The 15,645-nt window shown below is 66.3% G+C and carries 12 protein-coding genes; 7 read left to right on the top strand and 5 right to left on the bottom strand.

The annotated features are described in order from the left end of the window. The first annotated feature begins 288 nt into the window (after positions 1 to 288). Positions 289 to 1,203 (top strand): LysR substrate-binding domain-containing protein, encoded by a 915-nt coding sequence (locus C725_RS03180; protein ID WP_008600112.1) that lies wholly within the window; start codon positions 289 to 291, stop codon positions 1,201 to 1,203. A gap of 274 nt (positions 1,204 to 1,477) precedes the next feature. On the opposite strand, the gene ppdK is transcribed toward C725_RS03180, so the two are convergent. From ppdK to C725_RS15180, 4 genes are all read right to left on the bottom strand, one after another. Then, positions 1,478 to 4,165: a pyruvate, phosphate dikinase gene (gene ppdK, locus C725_RS03175; RefSeq protein ID WP_243442685.1), complete on the bottom strand. Its 2,688-nt coding sequence runs from the start codon at positions 4,163 to 4,165 to the stop codon at positions 1,478 to 1,480. Between the two features lie 92 nt (positions 4,166 to 4,257). Continuing rightward, on the bottom strand, positions 4,258 to 6,594 hold the full coding sequence (glyS, locus tag C725_RS03170) for a glycine--tRNA ligase subunit beta (RefSeq protein ID WP_038281568.1): 2,337 nt from the start codon (positions 6,592 to 6,594) through the stop codon (positions 4,258 to 4,260). Then, a complete protein-coding gene (locus C725_RS03165; RefSeq protein WP_184460215.1) occupies positions 6,591 to 7,526 on the bottom strand; it encodes a glycine--tRNA ligase subunit alpha in 936 nt (311 codons plus the stop codon). The genes glyS and C725_RS03165 overlap by 4 nt, the downstream gene beginning before the upstream one ends. A 36-nt stretch (positions 7,527 to 7,562) precedes the next feature. Further along, positions 7,563 to 8,351, bottom strand: a complete 789-nt coding sequence (locus tag C725_RS15180) for a PIG-L family deacetylase (RefSeq protein ID WP_008600108.1) — start codon at positions 8,349 to 8,351, stop codon at positions 7,563 to 7,565. Positions 8,352 to 8,553: 202 nt separating this feature from the next. Between C725_RS15180 and C725_RS03155 the strand changes: the two genes are divergently transcribed. The 4 genes from C725_RS03155 (at position 8,554) to C725_RS03140 (ending at position 11,359) form a co-directional block, all read left to right on the top strand. Then, positions 8,554 to 9,225, top strand: a complete 672-nt coding sequence (locus C725_RS03155; RefSeq protein ID WP_008600107.1) for a 50S ribosomal protein L25/general stress protein Ctc — start codon at positions 8,554 to 8,556, stop codon at positions 9,223 to 9,225. A 92-nt stretch (positions 9,226 to 9,317) separates the two neighbouring features. Further along, the gene (gene pth / locus C725_RS03150) at positions 9,318 to 9,887 is read left to right on the top strand and encodes an aminoacyl-tRNA hydrolase (protein ID WP_008600106.1); all 570 of its coding nucleotides are present in this window, start codon (positions 9,318 to 9,320) and stop codon (positions 9,885 to 9,887) included. Between the two features lie 227 nt (positions 9,888 to 10,114). Next, positions 10,115 to 10,750, top strand: coding sequence for a PEP-CTERM sorting domain-containing protein (locus C725_RS03145; protein WP_008600105.1), 636 nt, complete (start codon positions 10,115 to 10,117; stop codon positions 10,748 to 10,750). A gap of 132 nt (positions 10,751 to 10,882) precedes the next feature. Then, positions 10,883 to 11,359, top strand: a complete 477-nt coding sequence (locus C725_RS03140; RefSeq protein ID WP_008600104.1) for a membrane-bound O-acyltransferase family protein — start codon at positions 10,883 to 10,885, stop codon at positions 11,357 to 11,359. A 49-nt stretch (positions 11,360 to 11,408) separates the two neighbouring features. Here the strand turns inward: C725_RS03140 and C725_RS03135 are convergent, their stop codons facing one another. After that, the gene (locus C725_RS03135; protein WP_008600103.1) at positions 11,409 to 13,838 is read right to left on the bottom strand and encodes a zinc-dependent metalloprotease; all 2,430 of its coding nucleotides are present in this window, start codon (positions 13,836 to 13,838) and stop codon (positions 11,409 to 11,411) included. 172 nt (positions 13,839 to 14,010) lie between these two features. Between C725_RS03135 and ychF the strand changes: the two genes are divergently transcribed. Together ychF and C725_RS03125 are read left to right on the top strand one after the other, a co-directional pair. Continuing rightward, positions 14,011 to 15,111: a redox-regulated ATPase YchF gene (gene ychF / locus C725_RS03130; protein WP_008600101.1), complete on the top strand. Its 1,101-nt coding sequence runs from the start codon at positions 14,011 to 14,013 to the stop codon at positions 15,109 to 15,111. A gap of 167 nt (positions 15,112 to 15,278) precedes the next feature. After that, positions 15,279 to 15,470: a DUF933 domain-containing protein gene (locus tag C725_RS03125; protein ID WP_008600099.1), complete on the top strand. Its 192-nt coding sequence runs from the start codon at positions 15,279 to 15,281 to the stop codon at positions 15,468 to 15,470. The last annotated feature ends 175 nt before the right edge of the window (positions 15,471 to 15,645 follow it).

Below are 15,645 nucleotides of genomic sequence, written 5' to 3'. Positions count from 1 at the left end.
GTATGCGGTCGGTTGCGTTCGTTGTGCGTTGCAACATGTCAAAGATGTTGCGACCCGGAAATTGATTAGCACTTCAAAGAGGTTGCAGATTGTGCAATCTTCCGGGAAATCATGTGGATGGTCGGACAAATCTTGTTTGCGCGGGCATGTTGAGGAGCAGTTTTCGCGTGTTGCGCCGCAACAATTCTATTGTTTCCGGCGTGCGTCGGCATAGATTGATGAAATGTTCATGACGTCGTCTCGCCACTTCCGGGCAATTTCCTGCCATTCCCGCGAGACGACGGGCGCATGACCCGGCGCCTGCCGCCCAATGGCGCCATCGAGGCGTTCCTGTCCGTGACGCGCGCGGGCACGCTGACGGAGGCGGCGCAGGATCTGAACCTGTCGGTCTCCGCGCTCAGCCGCCGGGTGCAGTCGCTGGAAACGCATGTCGGCAAGCCGCTGTTCGAGCGGCGGCATCACGAATTTCGCCTGACCCCGACCGGCACCCAGCTTCTGGAGATGATCGAGGTGCCCTACGATGCGCTCGTGTCCGCGCTGGAGGAGGTGCGGCAGGACCATGACTACCGTATTTCCGTGGGTGTGCCGCCGTCCTTCGCGGGCGCGTGGCTGATGCCGCGGCTGCACCGGTTTCGGAAGGCGCACCCGGACGTCGACCTGAAATTCGATTCGTCCGGGTCCCCCAAGTCGAAGCTGGGCGTCAGCCTGGATGCCATCATCCTGTTCGCCGACCGGGAAGAGGAGCGGCTGGAGATGCGGCAATTGAAGCCGCAGGCCGCCTTTGCCGTCGCCGCGCCCGGCGTGCTGCCGGATGCGGGCACGCTGACGGAGCGCATGCAGGGCCAGCCGCTGCTGATTCATTCCGGCCTGTCGCACATCCTGCCGAACTGGATGGCTGCCATGGGGCTGGACTCCGCCCCGGGCAGCCGCATCGACGAGTATGACAGCGGCCCGGTGATGGTTGCTGCGGCGGAAAGCGGCCTGGGCGTCGCGCTGGTGCTGGAGGACATGGTCGCCTTCTATCCCGGCCAGACCCCGCGTCTGGTGCGACCCTTCGGGGAGCGGGTGGAAACGCCCTACAGCTATTATCTCGCCATTCGCCACGCCTCCGGCAGCCGGCAGGCGATGCGCTGGTTCCGGGACTGGGTGATGGCCGAGGCCGAGGCCGAACGTGCCGCGCAGACGGAGCCTCTGACGGCCTGACCCGCGCACCAGAAGTTTCGCTGCGCCGGACGTTCAGAGACGCGCGTGCGGGACGTAGGCGTCCATCCCATCATATTTCGCAGGTGCAGCGAGATTGCCGCGCCGATTCGCATCGGACAGAAAAAAATGGGCCGGCTCCGAAGAGCCGACCCAGTCTGAAATCCTTGGGGAGGATTGCCGTTAAGGCCTCCCGAACATGCGTCCGAACCCGCAATGTTGCAATTGCGAAGAAACGGGGGTTCGTTGCATGTTTTGCAAACTCTTATTTATACGATTAATCAGAGGATCTTAGCGCGGCCTGTGCGGCGGCAAGTCGTGCGATCGGCACGCGATATGGCGAGCAACTGACATAGGCGAGGCCGGTTTTCTCGCAGAACGCGACCGAATCGGGGTCGCCGCCATGCTCGCCGCAAATGCCCAGCTTGATCTCCGGCGCCGTCGAGCGGCCGCGTTCGGCGGCCAGCGCCACGAGTTCGCCGACGCCGCCCTCGTCAATGGAAACGAACGGGTCGCGGGCCAGCAGCCCCTTGTCGACATAATCGCCCAGGAAGCGGCCGGCATCATCGCGGCTGATGCCCAGTGTCGTCTGCGTCAGGTCGTTGGTGCCAAAGGAGAAGAACTCCGCATGGGCGGCGATCTCGTGCGCTTTGAGCGCCGCGCGCGGAAGTTCGATCATCGTGCCGACCAGATAGGCGATACGGCGGCCGCGTTCCTGAAACACCGCGTCCGCCGTTCGCTCGACAAGCGCGCGGATGGTGGAGAGTTCGCCCGCGGTCATGACCAGCGGCACCATGATTTCCGGCAGCACCGTGTCGCCGTCCCCGTCATTCTCCTCCGCGACGGTCAGCGCCGCCTCGAAGATGGCGCGGGCCTGCATCTCGTAGATTTCGGGGTAGGTGATGCCGAGGCGGCATCCGCGATGGCCGAGCATCGGGTTGAATTCGTGAAGCTCGCTGGCGCGGCGTTTCAGCCGTTCGACGGAGAAGCCGGAGGCGCGCGCCACCTCGTCGAAATCCGCATCGCTTTGCGGCATGAACTCGTGCAGCGGCGGATCGAGCAGACGCACCGTGACGGGCAGGCCCGCCATGACGCGGAAGATCTCCTCGAAATCGCTGCGCTGCGAGGGCAGCAGCTTTGCGAGCGCCTTGCGCCGGTCGCTCTCGTCCTCCGACAGGATCATTTCCCGCACGGCGGTGATGCGGTCCGCCTCGAAGAACATGTGCTCGGTCCGGCAGAGGCCGATGCCCTCCGCCCCGAATTCCCGCGCGGTGTGGCATTCGGCGGGCGTTTCGGCGTTGGTGCGGACCCTCATGCGGCGCTTCTTGTCGGCCCAGTCCATCAGCGTGCCGAAATCGCCGGCGAGGACCGGCTGAACGGTCGCGACCTCTCCGGCCATCACCTCTCCGGTGCCGCCGTCGATGGTCAGCCTGTCACCCTCCTTGAAGGTGCGGCCGCCGACGGTCATTTCCTTCGTCTGCCGGTCGATGGACAGGCTGCCCGCGCCGGAAACGCAGGGGCGGCCCATACCGCGCGCGACGACGGCGGCGTGGCTGGTCATGCCGCCGCGCGCGGTCAGGATGCCCTTTGCCGCGTGCATACCGTGAATATCCTCGGGGCTGGTTTCGACGCGCACGAGCAGCACGTCCTCTCCCAGGCTGGCGCGGCGCTCGGCCTCGTCCGCGGTGAAGGCGATGATGCCGGAAGCTGCGCCGGGGGAGGCGGGCAGGCCGGTGGCGATCACGTCACGCTTCGCATCGGGATCGAGCGTCGGGTGCAGAAGCTGATCGAGCGCCTGCGGGTCGACGCGGCACACCGCCTCCTCCTCCGTAATCAGGCCCTCCGCCGCCATGTCGACGGCAATCTTCAGCGCGGCCGGGGCCGTGCGCTTGCCGTTGCGGGTCTGCAGCAGCCACAGCGTCCCCTCCTGCACGGTGAACTCGATATCCTGCATGTCGCGGTAATGTTTTTCGAGGAGCGCGAAGGTATCCGCAAGCTGCGCATAGACCTCCGGCATCGCCTCCTCCATGGCGGGCTTGTCGGCGCCGGCGGCGTCCTTCCCCGCCTTGGTCAGATATTGCGGCGTGCGGATGCCGGCGACGACATCCTCGCCCTGCGCGTTGATCAGGAATTCGCCGTAATAGCGGTTCTCGCCCGTCGAGGGGTCGCGGGTGAAGGCGACGCCGGTGGCGGAGGTGTCCCCCATATTGCCGAACACCATGGCCTGCACGTTGACGGCCGTGCCCCAGTCGTGCGGAATGTTGTTGAGGCGGCGATAGACCTTCGCGCGCTCCGTGTTCCAGCTGGAAAAGACGGCGCGGATGCCGCCCCACAGCTGGTCCTTCGGGTCCTGGGGGAAGGGGCGGCCAAGCTCCTCCTCCACCTTCTCCTTGTAGACGGCGACGAGGGCCTTCAGGTCGTCCGCCTCAAGCTCGGTGTCGAGATAGACGCCCTTGTCCTCCTTGGCGATCTCCATTGCGTCCTCGAACAGATAATGGTCGAGGCCGAGGACGACGTCGGAATACATCTGGATGAAGCGGCGATAGCTGTCCCACGCGAAGCGTTCGTCGCCCGATTCGGCGGCGAGGCCGGCTACCGTGTCGTCATTGAGGCCGAGGTTCAGGACCGTGTCCATCATGCCCGGCATGGACGCGCGCGCGCCGGAACGCACGGAGACGAGAAGCGGCGCGGCAGTGTCGCCGAAGCGGCGGCCGGTGATCTTCTCGATATGCTGCATGCCCGCCTGGACCTGCGCATCGAGGTCGTCCGGGAAATCCTCGCCCAGCTCGTAGAAGCGCGTGCACATTTCGGTGGTGATGGTGAAACCGGGCGGGACGGGCAGGCCGATGCCGGCCATTTCCGCGAGGTTCGCGCCCTTGCCGCCGAGAAGGTTCTTGTCGCCCGTACCGCCGTCGGCGTCGCCGCCCCCGAACTTGTAGACCCATTTGGTCGTCATCTGATCCATGCCCTTTCGCATTCCACAGGGTTTCGGCGCCTCTGGCGGCACCAACCCTCCCCGGTGGCAGCATTCTCGTTTCGGAACGCGGCCTGTTGTCCTCAACCTTCGATCTGTGAGAAATCGGCGACCGCGTGCGCGGCGGCCGTCAGTCTTGCGAGCAGCGCCAGCCGGTGCGCGCGCTTGACCTCATCCTCGTCGTTCACCGTTACGTCGTCGAAGAATCGGTCGACCGGCGCGCGAAGTTCCGAAAGCGCGGTCATCGCGTCCGCGAAGCGTTCCTCGGCAACGGCCGTGCGAGCGGCGGGCACGGCGGCGTTCAGCGCCGCCGACAGCGCCGCCTCGGCCGGTTCGGGGGTGTAGGGGAAGGAGGCGGCCTTCGCTTCTCCCACATCGTCATCCCGGCGAAGGCCGGGATCCAGATCATCTGTCCCACCCTCGGGTCTTTCGCCCTGGACCCCTGCCTTCGCAGGGGTGACGGGAGAGGGTGCAGAGGCGGCAGTCGCGGCGGTCATGAGTGCGCGGACATTGGCGGGCAGCGCGCCCTTCTTGTCCTCCGCCTTCAGGATGTTCGCGGCGCGGCGGTAGCCGGTCAGCAGCGCGGCGCCCGCCTCCGCCTCCATGAAGCCCTGCAGCGCCTTCACGCGCGCGAGCAGCCGGACAATGTCGTCCTCTCCGCCCAGCGCGAACACCGCGTCGATCAGATCGTGCCGAACCCCCGCCTCGCGCTGCTGCACTTTCAGGCGGTCGGCAAAGAAGTCGTAAAAACCGCCGTCACCTTTCATTAAGTGTTGAACTAAGGTTCTATTCTCAGCGGCCGAAAAAAAGAGAACATCCAAATGCTCTCTTAGGGAGTTTTGCACTATCAGCTTAATTATTGATAGTCCGGTTCTTCGCAACGCAAACGGATCGCGGGAACCCGTAGGCCGCTCTCCAATCTCAAAAAACCTCACCAAAACATCCAGCTTGTCCGCCAGCGACACCGCGACTGTCACTGGCGCGGTCGGGGCATCATCGTTCTGGCCGACGGGTTTGTAGTGGTCGCGGATGGCGGCGGCGATTTCGGGGTCTTCGCCGGCGGCCTCGGCATAATAGCCGCCCATGATGCCTTGCAGTTCGGGGAATTCGCCGACCATGCCGGAGACGAGGTCGGCCTTCGACAGTTTCGCGGCGCGTTCGGCCTGATCTGCGAGGCTGGCTCTGTCTCCCTCGTCATCCCGGCGAAGGCCGGGATCCAGATCATCTGGTACGGCGCTGCGTCCTTCGATCTGGACCCCGGCCTTCGCCGGGGTGACGGGAGTGGAGCGGACGATACCTTCTTCCACTAGCCAGCGGGCCAGTTTCGCGACGCGGGCGACCTTGTCGGCGGTGGTGCCGAGTTTTTCGTGGAAGACGATGTCGGACAGCTTCGGGGCCATGGCCTCCAGCCCCAGCTTCAGATCCTGTTCCCAGAAGAAGCGGGCGTCGGCGAGGCGGGCGGCGAGGACCTTTTCATTGCCGGCGGCGATGTGGCGGCCGCTCGCCTTCGCCTCGATATTCGCCGTGCAGACGAAGGCGTTCGTCAGCGTGCCGGTTTCGTCCGCGACCGAGAAATATTTCTGGTGCGTCTTCATGGCGAGCTGGATGACTTCCGGCGGGACGGCGAGGAAATCCGCGTCGAAACGGCCGAGGAGCGGCACCGGCCATTCGGTCAGGCCGGCGTTTTCGGACAGCAGCGCATCGTCCTCGATCAGGGTCAGCCCGGCCTCGGCGCACGCCTCCGTCGCGCCGGCGAAGATGGCGGCCTCCCGCTCCTCCGTGCGTAAGATGACACGGGCGGCGCGCAGGCGGTCCTCATAGCTGTCCGCGTCCTCGATCTCGATCGGCCCCTCCGACAGGAAGCGGTGGCCGCGCGTCACGCGGCCCGATTCGATGTCGCCGACGGCGCAGGGGACGATGTCGCCGTTCAGCAGCGCGACGATGCCCTGTAGCGGGCGCACCCAGCGCAGCGCGCCGCCCGTGCGGCTCGCCTCGCCCCAGCGCATGGATTTCGGCCAGGGAAAGGACCGGACGATGGCGGGGACCGCCTCCGCCAATATGTCCGCCATGGCGCGGCCGGGCGTTTCGATGACGGCGTAGTAGAAGCTGCCCTTCTTCTCCTCGCGCGTCTCAAGCTGGTCGCGGCTGAGGCCGGCGCCCCGCAGGAAGCCCTCGACCGCCTTATCGGGCGCATCGGTGCGCGGGCCGCGGCGCTCCTCCCGCGCAGCCTCCGTCCGCTGCGGCAGGCCGCGCGCGATGAGGGCGAGGCGGCGGGGCGTCGCGTGCGTTTCGAACGTGTCGGCCCGCACGCCGGCGGCGGCGAGCTGCTCCGTGAACAGGCGTTCGAGATCGGCGCACGCCTTCTTCTGCATACGCGCGGGAATTTCCTCGGACAGGAGTTCGAGAAGAAAGTCGCTCATGCCGCCCACTCCGGAAACTCGCGGCTCCAGCGGGCCTCGTTCTTTTTCATGTACGCCTCGCAGCTGCCCTTCGCGAGATCGCGGATGCGGCCGATATAGGCCTGCCGCTCCGCCACGGAGATGACGCCGCGCGCGTCGAGCAGATTGAACAGATGGCTGGCCGCGATGGTCTGGTCATAGGCCGGCAGCGGAAGCTGCGCCTCCAGCAGCTTCGCGCATTCGTCCTGCGCGGCGCGGAATTCGGCAAACAGCTTGTCCGTGGTCGCCTGCTCGAAATTATAGGCCGACTGCTGCTGTTCGTTTGCCAGGAACACGTCGCCATAGCTGGTGCCGGCATCGTTATAGGCCAGGTCGTAGACGCTCTCCACGCCCTGAATGTACATGGCGAGGCGTTCGAGGCCGTAGGTCAGCTCGCCCGCGACGGGCTTGCAGTCATAGCCGCCGACCTGCTGGAAATAGGTGAACTGCGTCACCTCCATGCCGTCGCACCAGACCTCCCACCCAAGGCCCCAGGCGCCGAGCGTCGGGCTTTCCCAATCGTCCTCCACGAAGCGGAAATCATGCGCCGTCATGTCGAGACCGATGGCCTGCAGGCTGCCGAGATAGAGGTCCTGCAGGTCGGGCGGAGAGGGCTTCATGATGACCTGGAACTGGTAATAATGTTGCAGCCGGTTCGGATTCTTGCCGTAGCGGCCGTCTGTCGGGCGGCGGCAGGGCTGCACATAGGCCGCGTTCCAGCCTTCCGGCCCCAGCGCGCGCAGCGTCGTCGCCGGGTGAAAGGTGCCGGCGCCCATTTCCTTGTCATAGGGCTGAAGGATGACGCAGCCGCGCTCCGACCAGTAGCGCTGCAGGGTCAGGATGATGTCTTGAAAGGATAGGGCCACGGGGCGGAGGGCTGCTTCTGCTGGAGTGGAGGCGGGTGCGCCGGGCATACCCACCGCCCCGCCCGCATTCAAGCGCGCGCGGACCTACTTTCCTTCGAATAGGCTCGCCGAGGCGGGGCGGGGAAAGGCGTCGCGCAGGGAAATGCGGCCCCGCCACACCGACCGGTGCAGAAGGGCGGGCGCGCCCTGGCGGTAATCGGCCGGGAACTGCGTCTCGTGGCACTGGAAGGCGGACGCGGCGGCGGCGAGGTCGGCGTCCGTATAGGCGACGCTGATGTTCAGCCGGCCCGGATGGGTCGTTGCCCAGTTCGCGAATTGTGGCGGCAAGGCGGCGGGGTCGACGGCCGCGATGCCGGGATAGACGAGGCGCGGCGCGGCCGGGCCGCTGGCCTGAATCGCCTGCGTCACGACCGCGCTGACCAGCCGGTGGTCGGGGTGACCGTAACCGCCGTCGGGCCCCCATGTCAGGATGGTGTCCGGGCGAATGGCGTTGATCAGCTGGCCGACCTTTACCGCGAGCTGGGACAGCGGCGCGCCGGGCGGGTCGGTCGCCGCGCCAAGCGTGCCGTCGCCGAAGCCGGCGAAGTTGATGGTGTCGAGGTCGAGCGCCTTCGCCGCGCAGCGCGCCTCATTCTCTCTGACGGCGCCAAGCTGCGCACCGGGCTGCATGCCGCTGACACCCGGTCCGCGGTCGCCGCTGGTGGCATAGGCGATGTGAACGGCATGCCCCTCCCGCGCGTATTTCGCTAGGAGCGGCGCGACGGTCAGCTCGTCGTCGGGATGCGCGAACACGGCCAGCAGCGTCTCCGCACGGGCGGCGGGCGTGGCAAGGATGGCGAGCGCCGCCGCGAGGGCGGGCAAAACGGATTTCAAGATAGGAACTCCCCCAAGGACTTGGCAGCGAAACTAGCGGCGCTGGAGTGCGGTGCAATGCCAGGCGGCGCGGCCTTTGCCTTTCGATTCACGAAACCATTGAACTTTCACCCCCGCGCGCGTATCAGACGCCCATCCCCGCGGCGGCGCACATCCCTGGAGGGCGCTGTCAGAGCGGGGCTTTTGCTATTGGAGATGAATTATGAGCGATGCGATGACAATCGCGGCGCAGCTGCGCGAAAAGGCGGGCAAGGGAGCCTCCCGCGCGATGCGTAACGAGGGCCGTGTGCCGGCCGTGATCTATGGCGACAAGAAGGAGCCGATCAGCATTCATGTCGAGGAGAAGGTCCTCCGCAAGCTGCTGAACACCGGCCACTTCCTGTCCAGCGTGGTGATGGTTGAGGTCGAGGGCGGCGAAGAGCACCGCACCCTGCCGAAGGACGTGCAGCTTCACCCGGTCACCGACCGTCCGATGCATGTCGATTTCATGCGCCTTGCCAAGGGTCAGAAGATCGCCGTGAACGTGCCGATGAATTTCGAGGGCGAGGATGACAGCCCCGGCCTGACGCGTGGCGGCGTTCTGAACATCGTTCGCCACGAGGTCGAGGTGCACTGCCGTCCGTCGCTGATCCCGTCGGAACTGACGGTGTCGCTGAAGGGGCTGGAGATCGGCGACTCGATCCACATCAGCCAGGTCGAGCTGCCGGAAGGCGTCGAGGTCGACTGGGGCGATCACGACTTCACCGTCGCGACCATCGTCGCGCCGTCCGCGCTGCGCTCGGAAGAGGGCGAGGCCGAGGGCGAAGCGCCCGCCGCCGACGAGGTGCCGACCACCGGGCAGGAAGGTGACGGCGAAGAGGGCAAGGGCGAGTAAGCTCGCGAAGGACGGGGCCGCCCCGGCGCTGCCGCCCGGGCGGTCCCTCCATCTTTTCGGCCTTCACCGACAAGGCCCCGCAGGAGCGTGCGATGCTGATCTTCGCCGGCCTCGGCAATCCAGGCGACAAATACCGCCTGCACCGTCACAATATCGGCTTCATGGCGATCGATGCGGTGCACGAAATCCACCGCTTCGGCCCCTGGACCAAGAAGTTCCAGAGCGAGCTGTCCGCCGGCGACATTGCCGGCGAGCGGGTGATCCTCCTCAAACCGCAGACCTTCATGAACGAAAGCGGCCGCGCGATCGGCGAGGCGATGCGTTTCTATAGGCTGACCCCGGCGGACGTGACGGTGTTCTACGACGAGCTGGATCTCGCCCCCTTCAAGGTGAAGGTGAAGCGCGGCGGCGGCGCGGCGGGCCATAACGGCATTCGCAGCACCATCGCGCACATCGGCGAGGATTTCCGCCGCGTGCGCCTGGGCATTGGCCATCCGGGGCACCGCGACCGGGTGACGCCGCACGTCCTCGGCAATTTTGCAAAGGCGGAAATGGACGACCTGGCGGACCTGCTGGGGGCAGTGGGGGCGGAAGTCGGCCAACTCGCCAAGGATGATGATCCACGCTTTCTCAGCGATGTCGCCATGAGAATGCACCGCTAGGCCGAAACGTCTCGGCGAAACGCTGCGAGGTGCAGGCGATTCTCGCCCGGATCAATTCTTATGAAACGTTAATCCGCATTAGTCGGTCAGCTTTACACGTCTCCATTGCCTCCATTTTGGTTCGTCCCTGTAACGGCGGAGATTCCGCCGCTGGATGTCAACTGGCATGCCCCTTGCTTCTTGTTTGATCCCAGAGCGGGAAACAAAACACAAATTGGGGATATGACATGAAAATCCTGATACCGACCATCATGGGCGCGGCGATGATCGCGGCGCCGGCTGCGGCGACGACCTTCACGCTGAGCAGCTACACGCTCGATGCCTACGGGTCTCCGTCCAACAATGGGCTCGAGATCGATATTGACGATCTTCTCTCCGTACCCACGACGTTCGACCTCGATGAGGGGCAGTCCGTCACCTACACATTGTTCGGCATTTCGACGCCGGAAGATGCGTTCAACAGCGATGATACCACGCCGCAGCCGATCACGCTGGGGCTGACCTTCTCGCAGCCGCTGCCGAATAGCGGTGCGGGAACCGGCGGTGAGACGAGCGGGCAGATCCTCCTCGGGAATGTTCTGTTCGGCGTGACCGGCGGCGTTCTGGAATGGGCGAACAATGGCGCATTCAGCATGTCCTACGGCGCGCTGAACGACGGCATGCTCGGCATTCAGGTGGAAGACGCGGTTTTCGGTGAAGGCGCGTGCGTCTTCTTCTCCTGCGGCTTTAGCGACCTCGGCGCGGCCGTCGAGGTGACGTTCACGAACCTGCAGGATGCTTCGGTGCCGGAACCCGGCGCGCTGGGCCTGCTCGGCCTCGGTCTCCTCGGCCTCGGAGCAGCGGCCCGTCGCCGTACGGCCTGACCGCGTTCAGTAAATAGAAGAGGGGCGTTCGCTTCCGGCGTGCGCCCCTTTTTTATTGTGGCCAGAGTATCTTCGGGCGAGGGGGCGGTCTTTAAGGGGGGGCGAGCGAGAAAGCGTGGGGGCACGAGACATATGAATCTTCGGGATGCCGGAGAGCCTGCGCCCGGAATCGGTCTCTGGCAGTATGTCCGCCGGAGAAACGGTCTGCCGGCCGGTGCGAAGGGGTCGCTGCGAAACATGCTGCACCGTGCGTTCGGTGCAAGCACGCTGGCCGGGTTCTGGCGGCACTGGAATCCGATCTGGAGCTACGGCCTGTCGCGCTTCGTCTTTCGACCGCTAATCGGTTTCATGCCCCCGTGGCTTGCGGTCGTTCTAACTTTCGCTGTCAGCGGCTTGATTCACGATAGCGTTATTATGGCCTTGCGCAGCGAACCGGCCTTCATCTTCACGCCCTGGTTCGTGCTCGTGGCGTTCGGCATCCTTGTCGGGGAGGCTCTGAATTTGAAGTTTGCCGACTGGTCCTGGCGCCGCCGAGCGGCGATACACGGCTTCCATCTGGGTCTTGCGCTCTGCTTGTCGCTTTTGCTTTCGACCGCGCTCGCAGCCTGAAAGGCAGGCGGCGCCAGGACATCCCTGTCCAAGGATTTGCGCCGCCCTCTCATTCCGAGCCGATGGGCATGCCGGGCGGGATCTCAGGCAGCGCCTCGCGGTCCTTCGTGGCTGCCATGAGGCGGTCGCGGTCGCGCAGCAGGTCTGCGAAGCCGCGCGACCAGCGCGCCTGCTCGCTGTCGCCCCGCGCGGCTGACAGTTCGTCCGCGAGCGTCGCCAGCCGGTCCTGCAACATCGCGGCGAGGGCGGGAGAGGCGGCGTCGCCGAGCGCGGTGCGGGCCAGTGCGAGCGCCGACACCGTGGCGATACGGCGCTGACGCGCCTCAGCGGCCTCGTCCCGTCCGGGAAAAGCGAAGGTGCTGGCGAGGACCGCGTCCACTGTTTCAAGCGCGCTCGGTACGCGGCCCTCCGCGCCGTGTTGCAGGTCGAGCCGGGCCAGGCGGGCGGGGTCGAACATCGGCTCCAGCGCCACCAGCGCGCCGATCTCCGCCGCCGCCAGCGGGTCGAAGACCGCGCCGCCCAGCGTCGGCATGATCTCGATCGCCGTCTGCCGGTCGTTCGAACCCGGATAGCCGGCCGAAAGATAGGGCAGCGCCCCCGCCGGCACGGTGAGCGCCTCGTTCGAAAGCGTGCCGAGAAGCGCGTCGAGCGCGGCCCGCTGCGCCGATGCGGGAACGGGCGTCGCCGCCTCCATCCCGTCGCCGTTCAGCGCATAGGAATAGTCGACGCCGCCGAGCAGCTTTACCGCGGCCTCCACCTGATAACGGTGAAGCAGCCAGATGGGTACGAAGGCGCGGCGAAGCTGCGACACGGGCTGGCCGGCGGCGATGGCGCCGGGGCCGAACCGGTCCAGCGCGGCGCGGCGCACAGTCATCATGCGGTCGAGTTCGGCGACCGGGTCGGCCCCGTCGTCCCACAGGCTACCGAGCGGCTGCGCCGCCGCATTGCCGCGCGAATCGGCATCGCTGACGAAACGCAGGTCGCCCGCGAGGCGGGCCTGCATGGTTTCGGCGGCCTCCGCCTCCGTATCCGCGCCGTAGAGCCAGTCGATGGCGAACCTGTCCCATGCACCGACGCCGACACCATAGGCATCGGTGATGTCGGGGCGGCCGTCCGTCAGGCTGATCCTGGGGGCGGGATAATCCATCACCGATTGTCGGCCGCCCATGCTGCCGGCGAAATTATGCGCAAGACCGATGGCATGCCCGACCTCGTGCGCGCCGAGCTGGCGAATGCGGGCGAGCGCGGCTGTGATGGGATCGTTGGGATCGCCGGTGCCCGTCAGGTTGGCGCCGACCAGCGCCTCGAAGATCAGGAGGTCCTGTCGCACGCGCAGCGAACCGAGGAGGACGGCGGCGCTGATGATTTCGCCGGTGCGCGGGTCGGTCGCCGCCTGACCGTAGGACCAGCCGCGCGTCGCCCGGTTCACCCAGTTCACCGTGTTGTAGCGCGCGTCGAGCGGGTCGGCGTCCGCCGGCAGGATTTCGACGCGGAAGGCATCGACCAGCCCGGCGGCGTCGAAGGCGTCCGTCCACCAGCTGACGCCGTCATAGAGGGCCTGCCGCACAGGCTCCGGCGCGGCATCGTCGATGTAGAATGTGATGGGGTTTTTGACTGGCGAGCGGTCGGCGGCGGGGTCCGTTTTTTCCAGCCGGAAGCGATTTGCCAGTTCGTAGACGACCGGCTGGCCGAGCGGTGCGCCGAAATCCACCACCTGCGTGCCGAAGCTGCCGGCGCGTGGATCGTAGCGGCGCGGCGTGTAGCCGGGTTCAGGCAGGGCCAGAAAGGAATGGCGCACGTTGATGGTGACGTGGCCGGGATCGGGCGCGATGTTGCGGATTTCCACGCCGGGATCGTCGCTGGTGAAGGTCAGACGGCCACGCAGCTCGATGTTCTTCGGGAATACCTTCACGAAATTGCTGTCGGCGACGGAGAGGTCGGAGGAGAGGCGATAGCCGCCCTCGTTTTTCATGGCGCCGGCGAGGCCCAGCGCATCGCGGGTGAGGAAGCTCGACAGGTCGACGATGACGCCGCCGGATGCTGTTTCCGCTGCGATGTCGCCAGTCCAGATGGTGGAGCCGGCAAAGCTGCTGGCGACCGAATCCTGTTCGGCCTGGGGGGCGCCCGTGGCGCGAAAGCGGTTGTTTTCGATCTCGGCGACCACCTTGCCGCCGATGCGCCGGAAGTTGACGATCTGCGCGCCGCCGTTCAGCGCCCTGTCGATGCCGATGGGGGCGGAGCCGAGGCCGGTCTCGACGGTCGCAATGTGGATGAGGCTGGCCATCAGGCCGTCCGCCCCCGCCTTCGGCAGTTCGACGAGGATGCGGCCGTCCGAGGGCGAAACATGGACTGGAAGCAGCCCGTCCTGCTCGCTCGTTCCTTTCAGGACTTCGGCCGCCGGCCTCATGTCGGCGAGAGCCGGCGCGCTGCCGGACGCCAGAGCGAACGCCGCGGCGGCGGCAAGCAACATCGAACGCATGAAAGTCCCCCTGAAACCCCTTTTCGTGCGTCCGGGCTTACGAAGCGGGTGCGCGGGTGTCGAGAGGCGCGCCTTCCCCTAGCGAAGCAGCGCCCGATTGCGTATCTGCCGTCCTCGACAGTCCGCCCGGCGCCGGGCGGCCCCAACGCCTCACCAGTTTCAAGGAACGATCATGGGTTTCAAATGCGGCATCGTCGGCCTGCCGAACGTCGGCAAGTCGACGCTTTTCAATGCGCTGACCGAGACGGCCGCCGCGCAGGCCGCCAATTTCCCCTTTTGCACGATCGAGCCGAACATCGGCAATGTCGCCGTGCCGGACCCGCGCCTCGACACGATCGCGGCCATCGCGAAATCCGCAAAGATCATTCCGACGCAGCTGGCCTTCGTCGACATTGCCGGCCTCGTGAAGGGCGCGTCGGCCGGTGAGGGGCTGGGCAACCAGTTCCTGGCGAACATCCGCGAGGTCGATGCCATCGTCCACGTGCTGCGCTGTTTCGAGGATGACGACATCACCCATGTGGAGGGGCGCGTCGACCCGGTGGCGGACGCGGAGGTCGTGGAGACCGAGCTGATGCTGGCCGACGTCGAATCGCTGGAGCGGCGCGTGCCGACGGCGGAGAAGAAGGCGGCGCAGGGCGACAAGGAGGCGAAGATCCAGGCCAGCGTGCTGGGCCAGGCGCTGGGGCTGCTGCGCGACGGCAAGCCGGCGCGGCTGACCCAGCCGAAGGATGCGGAGGAGGCGCGCGTGCTGCGGCAGGCGCAGCTGCTGACCGCGAAGCCCGTCCTTTATGTCTGCAATGTCGGCGAGGACGAGGCGGCGAGCGGCAATGCGCACAGCGAGGCGGTAAAGGCGAAGGCGGACGCGGAGGGCGCGGCGGCAGTCGTGATCTCGGCGGCCATCGAGGCCGAGATCAGCCAGATGGATCCGGCCGAGCGCGGCGAGTTCCTGAACGAGCTGGGCCTTGGCGAAACCGGCCTGGCGCGGATCATTCAGGCGGGCTACGGCCTCCTCGACCTCATCACCTTCTTCACCGCCGGGCCGAAGGAATCGCGCGCCTGGACCACGCACAAGGGCGCCACCGCGCCGAACGCAGCGGGCGAGATCCACACGGACTTCGAAAAGGGCTTCATCCGCGCGGAAACCATCGCCTTCGACGATTTCGTGTCCTGCGGCGGCGAGGGCGGCGCCAAGGAGGCCGGCAAGCTGCGCCTGGAGGGCAAGGAGTATCTGGTGAAGGACGGCGACGTCCTCCACTTCCGCTTCAACGTTTGAGGCGGGGCGAAAAGGGCGGCCTTGGGGTGAGGGCCAGTCCTCTATAGAGAAACCGTCGCCCCTGCGAAGGCAGGGGCCCATACCGCCTCGCCCTTAACCGGAGGTCGGGCCGCGCTTTCACGGCCCTGGGCCCCTGCCTACGCAGGGGCGACGAGTGAAGAGGGGGGATGGAGCGGTTCGGCAGTCTATCAGTGGCGCCGGACGCCAACCTGCAGGCCGCCTCCATCCCCGGCGCCGCCTGCGCTGAGGGTAAGGAGTATCTGGTGAAGGATGGCGATGTCCTCCACTTCCGCTTCAACGTCTGGGGCAAGGCGAGGCAAAAGAGCCGCGCTTGGCTTGCGGGCTTTTTCCGTCGGTAGAAAAACCGTCGCCCCTGCGCAGGCAGGGGCCCATATCGCCTGCCTTTGACCAGACTTCGAGCCGTATTTTCACTGCCCTGGGCCCCTGCCTGCGCAGGGGCGACGAGTGAAGAAACGAAGGCAGCGGTGCGGCAGCTCCTCCGTGGCGCCGGATCGCCAGCCTGCCGGCCCTCAA

Source organism: Pacificimonas flava (assembly GCF_000342165.1).
GTDB lineage: Bacteria > Pseudomonadota > Alphaproteobacteria > Sphingomonadales > Sphingomonadaceae > Pacificimonas > Pacificimonas flava.
This window is presented reverse-complemented; position numbering and strand designations above follow the sequence as displayed.